This window comes from Xenorhabdus japonica (genome assembly GCF_900115195.1).
Taxonomy (GTDB): Bacteria; Pseudomonadota; Gammaproteobacteria; order Enterobacterales; family Enterobacteriaceae; genus Xenorhabdus; species Xenorhabdus japonica.
On sequence record NZ_FOVO01000007.1, the window covers coordinates 123,498 to 130,281 of the forward strand.

Genomic DNA, 6,784 nt, shown 5'->3' on the forward strand with positions numbered 1-6,784 from the left:
CATCATCTTAGTAAGATCAAAAGGCTATCAATTAATTGATAGCCTTTTGATTTTTAAAAAATATTACTGCGCTATATTGGCTAGAGCACTTTCTGCATCCAGATAATCTCCCACTCGCGCACAGAAGGTGATTTTTCCCGAACAATGAGCGCTGATCTGAACTTCCATTTTCATCGCTTCCATCACCGCAATCACATCCCCTTCATTTACTGGTTCATTCTCCGTCACTAGCCATGAATGTAATATTCCGGAAATTGGCGCTTTTACCTGATGGAGATCTATCGGTGCTTTTTCCTTTGCAGCAGATTGAGCCAGAGAAAAGGATTGCTCACTCGTAGGGGTTAACTGCACCAATCCCGCCAGTAAATTCGCAGGTAATCCCAATTCATGCCTGCGTCCATCAATTTCAATAAAGGTACGAGTGATGTTTTTATCTTCCATTACAGTCTGACGTGGTGAGCTTTCCAACTCATTGGCAAAATCTGTTTCAATCCAACGAGTATGGACATGAAATTCATCGTTAGAAATAAAGTCTGAATGCTCCAGCACCGCTTGATGAAATGGCAATACCGATGCCACCCCTTGAATTTTGAATTCCTGCAATGCCCGACGGGCACGGGAAATGGCCTGCTCACGCGTTGTTCCTGTAACGATTAATTTCGCCATCAATGAGTCAAAAGTCGCAGGAATGGTTGAGCCATTCACCACGCCTGAATCCAGACGAATACCGGGACCAGAAGGCGGAGTAAATTCGCTGATTGTTCCAGATGTCGGTAAAAAACCTTTCCCAGCATCTTCTGCATTGATGCGAAATTCAAACGAATGCCCTCTTGGTATAGGCGTTTCTTGAATGCTCAACGGATAACCTTCCGCAACTCGCAATTGTTCAATAACCAGATCAATGCCCGTCGTCTCCTCTGTCACGGGATGCTCTACTTGTAAGCGAGTATTCACTTCCAAGAAAGAAAGGGTTCCATCTGCGCTGAGCAAAAACTCTACTGTACCAGCCCCCACATAATTAGCTGCTGCACAAATGGCTTTTGCTGATTGATGAATACGTTCTCTTTGTTCCTGTGTTAAAAATGGAGCCGGGGCTTCTTCCACTAACTTTTGGTTACGGCGCTGTAAGGAACAATCCCGAGTTCCCAAAACCACAACATTCCCCTGTTTATCCGCAATCACCTGCGCTTCTATATGACGAGGTTTATCCAAAAATTGCTCAATAAAACATTCGCCCCGCCCAAATGCGGCAGTCGCCTCACGTACTGCCGAATGATAAAGTTCTTCAACTTCATCCAGCCGCCAAGCCACCTTCAAACCTCTGCCGCCACCACCAAATGCCGCTTTTATGGCTATCGGCAGACCATGCAGTTCCGCAAACGCAACAGCTTCCTGCACATCTTTGACGGGTTCTGAAGTTCCAACAACCAAAGGCGCTCCCACTTTTTGGGCTATTTTACGCGCCTTAACTTTATCACCCAGCTCATCAATAGTTTCAGGATTCGGGCCAATCCAAATTAAGTCAGCATCAATCACTGCTCTGGCAAATTCTGCCCGCTCAGACAAAAAGCCGTAACCTGGGTGCACCATTGTTGCTCCAGACCGTTTTGCCACATCCAATAAACGGGGAATATTGAGGTAAGTTTCCACCGGACTATTTCCACCCAGAGTATAAGCCTCATCAGCCAATTGAACATGCTGTGCGTTGATATCAACATCCGCATAGACCGCGACCGTTTGTATTCCATAATCACGGCAAGCCCGAATGATCCGAACAGCAATCTCACCACGGTTGGCAATCATCACTTTCTTAGAGGGATTATTTAAATTATTGACAGTGGTGCTCATGGCAAATCATTGCTCCCTTGAATTTCATGAAATGGGCAAATGGGATTAAAACGAATTTTGGCATTGACGGGGATCTGACCAGCAAGATCGAGGTGATAATCTGCAACTGAAGCAATGACCGGATACCCTCCAGTCAATGGATGGTCAGCCAAAAATAATACGGGCTGCCCACTGGCCGGAATTTGTATCGCTCCTGTACATGTTCCTTCGCTGGGTAATTCTTGTGGCTTAATTCGTGATAGTGAGCACTCACCATTTAGCCTCAGGCCAATACGGTTGGATTGAGGCGTTACCTGCCAAATTTGTTTGCTCAATAAGTCGATGGATTCTGGTGTGAACCAGTCTGTGCGAGGACCAAATATGATATCCAATACCACGATTTCATCTTTATTTGGCATGTCAAAAGCCGATGCCTCAGAGAAAGATATCGCTGCACAGTGAGATGTTTCGTTGATAGCTAATTTATCATTTATTTTCAACGGAGCAGGCCCTATATTGGACAGGCTATCAAATGAATGGCTGGATAAGATAGCTGGAACTATGAAGCCTCCGCGCACCGATAGATAAGAGCGCATTCCGGCTACAGGAATACCCAACGAAATTTCATCCCCATCGTTTAGATCAATCGGTTGGTAAGTACTTACATGAAATATTTCACCCGATGGGGTTTTTATCTCTATTGGACATAATGCTCCCGTAATAGCAATCAGTATCTGTCCGTGTGCGATCGCTTTAAATCCTCCCTGCACTATTTCGAGGCAAGCTTGATCAGAAAGATTACCAACAATACGGTTTGCACTGCGCAAGGCATTTTTGTCCATTGCACCAGATTCTGAGATCCCTAATTTTGCCTGACCAATGCGCCCCAAATCTTGGAATAAGGTTTGTAATCCCACAGACAAAATTTCTAGCTGACAAGAAACCTCTGAAACAGGCGTTATGATATTGATAGGCGTTTCGGACAAACTGATCGTTGCTGGGCAACATCCGGCATCGCGAAAGTTAACACGGTAACCCGGTTGCAATAAGGCAGGAGATGAGCGGGAAAGATCCCACATACGTTCGGTTGTAATACCGATAATCTGCCATCCTCCGGGACTCGCTTGCGGATAGATGCTGCTGAATTCCCCTGCCAGTGCTACAGCCCCCGCCGGAATACGTGTTCTAGGTATTTTTCGACGCGGTATATTCCATTGCGAGGTATTCGACACCATATAGGCAAATCCGGGAGCAAACCCAGTAAAGGCGACGGTATATTCATTTTCGGTATGTTGATGAATCACCTCTTGAACAGTACATCCCAATATTTCTGCAACCAGTGCGAGGTCATCTCCATTGTAGTGCACAGGAATTTCTATCCGTTTTCCCGTTGCATGACCACGCTCTTGCAAATCTCGACCACTGATTTCTGCCGCCAATTGGCGGATTGATATTTTTGTCGGCCGAAAACGAATCATCAGAGTTCTCGCTGCCGGAATAATTTCTTCAATCCCAAAAATAGGTGACATATTCAGTGAATCAAGCAGAGCCAGTGTTTCTGCCAATCCACTCAACTCAACCATTATGGTATTGCAATTAACAGGTAAAAAACGCAAGGCTATCTCCCTAAATAATCCGTATCAATGCGATCCATACTCATGAATGCATAAATGTTCGAATGGTAATTCCTGCCTGTTGCAAAACTGTCTTGACCTGTTTTGCCATCTCCAGCGCACTGGAGCTATCACCATGCACGCAAATCGAATCCGCCTTAATAGGTGTAAATTTGCCATCAATCGATTCAACTCCCCCTTCTGTCACCAATTGCAACATGCGTTGAGCAACGAGATCCGCATCATGAAAAACAGAACCTGCTTCACGGCGGGAAACTAATTCTCCTTGTGAGGTATAAGCACGATCAGCAAAGGCTTCTGCTATGGTTCTCAGCCCTCTTTCCTTAGCCAATTTGAGAATTTTTGACCCCGCCAAACCAACCAACACAAGCTTGGGATCTATAGCAAGAATTCCTTCAATAACAGCAAGCCCTTGGTATTCATCATTCGCTATCGTGTTATAAAGTGCGCCATGAGGTTTGACATAACTTACTCTGGTACCTGCTGCTGCTGCCAATCCTTGCAAAGCTCCAATCTGGTAAATAACATCTGCGGTAAGCTCATGACTGGCTATATCCATTTTACGCCGACCAAAGCCAACCAAATCGGGATAAGAAACATGGGCACCTATTGCTACATTATTTTTTTGTGCTGATTTTAATGTTTGTAAAATCCCTACCGGATCACCCGCATGAAAGCCACAAGCAACATTAGCACTACTGACAATCTCCAATATTTCTTCATCGTTTTCCATACGCCATTGACCGAAACTTTCACCGAGATCACTATTTAAATCGATCGTTTTTATCATGATGATTTCCTTAAGCTGATTTCAAAAACTCAAAGATTGAATCGATAGACATGGCGCCCATGTACCATGTCAACACACAAGTAACCGCACCTGACCACAGCAACCACCGTGGGTAGACATATCCCGCCATCAAATCAGCGCGTTTCCAGCCAACATAAACAAAGATAGTCAAACCAAGAGGAAGAATAAGCCCGTTGAAGCCACCGGCGAAAACCAATAAAGCAGCTGGTGGTGTTCCCATTAATAGATAAACGGCCAATGATATGGCAATAAAAAATAAAGTCGCAATACTGCGCTGACGCTCAGTAAATTGCTTTCGAAAAACACTGCAAAAAGAAATAGAAGTATAAGCAGCACCAATAATACTGGTAATTGCCGCTGCCCAAACGATTAAACCAAAAATACGTAATCCAAATTCACCAGCTGCTGCCTGAAACGCTTGTGAGGCAGGATTTGCTGTTTCGCTGGCAACATCAAGTGTAACCCCACTGGCAACCACGCCCAAGATGGCAAGAAATAACAAATATCGCATCAGGCCGACGACCAAGATCCCTTTGGTTGCTGCACTGGAAACAACTTTAATGTTTTCGATACCTACAGTACCTTTATCCAGTAAACGATGAGCACCTGCATAACAGATGTAACCACCAACAGTTCCACCCACTATAGTGGTTATCGTCGCAAAATTGATTTCATCAGGTAGCACGGTTTGTCGTAAGGCTTCTCCTATTGGAGGGTTGGAGACTACCGCAACAAACAAGGTCATTCCTATCATGATTAACCCTAATATCACAATGATGCGATCAATAGCAGTGCCAGCTTTATGGGAGGTAAAAATACCAATAGCCATTAACGCACTGAATAATCCGCCCCATTTTGGGTCCAATCCCATCAAGGCATTAAGCCCCAATCCAGCTCCGGCAATATTACCGACGTTAAAGACTAATCCACCAAAAATCACTAAAATAGCCAATAAATAGCCACTTCCTGGAATAGCAGCATTGGCAATATCAGCTGATTGCATTTTGGTTAATGTGACAATTCGCCAAATATTTTGCTGCACCACAAAATCGATCAGAATAGAAGCTAAAATACCGAAAGCAAAAGCAGCTCCCATTGTTGCAGTAAATGTAGCAGTCTGAGTGATAAACCCTGGTCCAATCGCTGATGTCGCCATCAAAAAAACCGCAGCAATCAAAGAAGAACGCCGATTTGATACAAAATTTATTGTGTCTTGTTTTGCTGTTTCCTGCATAGCCATAAGCTATTTTCCCCTGTCATCTTTATTGTATTTATCGTTTCCTAGGCAATATTCGTACCATTGTAGAACTAAAAAAAATAATTGTTTGGTTAAAATGAATATATTGTTGAACAATAAATAAGATCTGATGAAGAAATAAGCAAGTAGAATTATGTTATCGATCCTTAAAACCCGATAAAGATCACTTTATTAACATTCTCTGTTGAATTGAACACCAAAATGCACAAATTAGGTGCAATAGGCACAATAATGTTGCCTCATATTAGTTCAAACGCTGTAACTTGCTGGTTATCGGGTAATATGTGAAGATTCGTTTTTATACGCTTTAAAGGTGTTTGCTATCAGCCATTAAATCTAACGGATGACTATGAAAAAAAACCATTCTCCCCAGATTTTGAGCAAAAGAATTGCTGAAACTATAAGAAATAAGCTAGTTGTTGGGGAGTTATTACCTGGACAACGACTATCTGAAGCAGCACTCAGTGAACAACTTGAAATTTCACGAAATACGTTACGTGAAGTGTTCCGCCTTCTCACGCAAGAGGGGTTGCTGAAACATAAACCTAATCGGGGCGTGTTTGTTGCTACTCCCGATATTGCATCTATTATTGATATCTATCGAGTTCGGCAGCTAATTGAATGTCAGGCTCTGGCTCAGGCTTATCCAATGCACCCTAGTATTGCCAAAATGAAACAAGCCGTTGAAGTCGCCCAAAAGTACCGCAAACAACAAGATTGGATTGGTGCCGGAACAGCAAATATGCGCTTTCATGCTGCGATAGTGGAGTTAACTGATAGTGAAAGATTAATCATTTTCTATCACAATATCTCCGCAGAACTCCGTCTGGCTTTTGGTATCTTGAATGATCCTGAACTTTTGTATGCGCCTTATATTGATAAAAACGCGCATATTCTGGAACTGCTTGATTCAGGAGAAAATGAATTAGTGGCTAAAAAAATGAAGGATTATTTGGAATTATCAGAAAGGGCGATACTGGCCGCTTATACACGAAAAAATAACTAAATATCATAAAAAATCCCTCAATACGGGCTTATTTGTATTCATGTTTTAATTATCTACTCGTTATAATCGCTGGAATAAGCAGCAATAAAATGTGTGGGCATAAAAGTCCCAAACGCAAAAAAGCCACCCGTGACCGGATGGCTTTTCTGTCTGATTGACTGTCTGGCAGTGTCCTACTCTCACATGGGGAGGCCCCACACTACCATCGGCGCTACGGTGTTTCACTGCTGAGTTCGGCATGGGGTCAG

The 6,784-nt window shown here is 43.4% G+C and carries 5 protein-coding genes and 1 rRNA gene; 1 reads left to right on the forward strand and 5 read right to left on the reverse strand.

Features of this window, described 5'->3' with window-relative positions:
- Positions 1-63: 63 nt before the first annotated feature.
- Genes BM135_RS04930 through BM135_RS04945 form a run of 4 tightly spaced genes read right to left on the reverse strand, consistent with a single transcriptional unit; the run spans position 64 to position 5,512 of the window.
- Positions 64-1,848 carry an ATP-binding protein gene (locus tag BM135_RS04930; RefSeq protein ID WP_092518422.1) on the reverse strand — a complete coding sequence of 595 codons (1,785 nt, stop codon included), beginning with the start codon at positions 1,846-1,848 and terminating at the stop codon, positions 64-66.
- Positions 1,845-3,443, reverse strand: coding sequence for a 5-oxoprolinase subunit B/C family protein (locus BM135_RS04935; protein WP_092518423.1), 1,599 nt, complete (start codon positions 3,441-3,443; stop codon positions 1,845-1,847). The genes BM135_RS04930 and BM135_RS04935 overlap by 4 nt, the downstream gene beginning before the upstream one ends.
- 40 nt (positions 3,444-3,483) lie before the next feature.
- Positions 3,484-4,251, reverse strand: a complete 768-nt coding sequence (locus BM135_RS04940) for a LamB/YcsF family protein (RefSeq protein ID WP_092518424.1) — start codon at positions 4,249-4,251, stop codon at positions 3,484-3,486.
- Positions 4,252-4,261: 10 nt separating this feature from the next.
- Positions 4,262-5,512 carry an NRAMP family divalent metal transporter gene (locus BM135_RS04945; RefSeq protein WP_175485957.1) on the reverse strand — a complete coding sequence of 417 codons (1,251 nt, stop codon included), beginning with the start codon at positions 5,510-5,512 and terminating at the stop codon, positions 4,262-4,264.
- Positions 5,513-5,879: 367 nt separating this feature from the next.
- Between BM135_RS04945 and BM135_RS04950 the strand changes: the two genes are divergently transcribed.
- Positions 5,880-6,536, forward strand: coding sequence for a GntR family transcriptional regulator (locus BM135_RS04950; RefSeq protein ID WP_422646125.1), 657 nt, complete (start codon positions 5,880-5,882; stop codon positions 6,534-6,536).
- Between the two features lie 160 nt (positions 6,537-6,696).
- On the opposite strand, the gene rrf is transcribed toward BM135_RS04950, so the two are convergent.
- Positions 6,697-6,784 (reverse strand): 5S ribosomal RNA (gene rrf / locus BM135_RS17900); the annotation flags it as partial.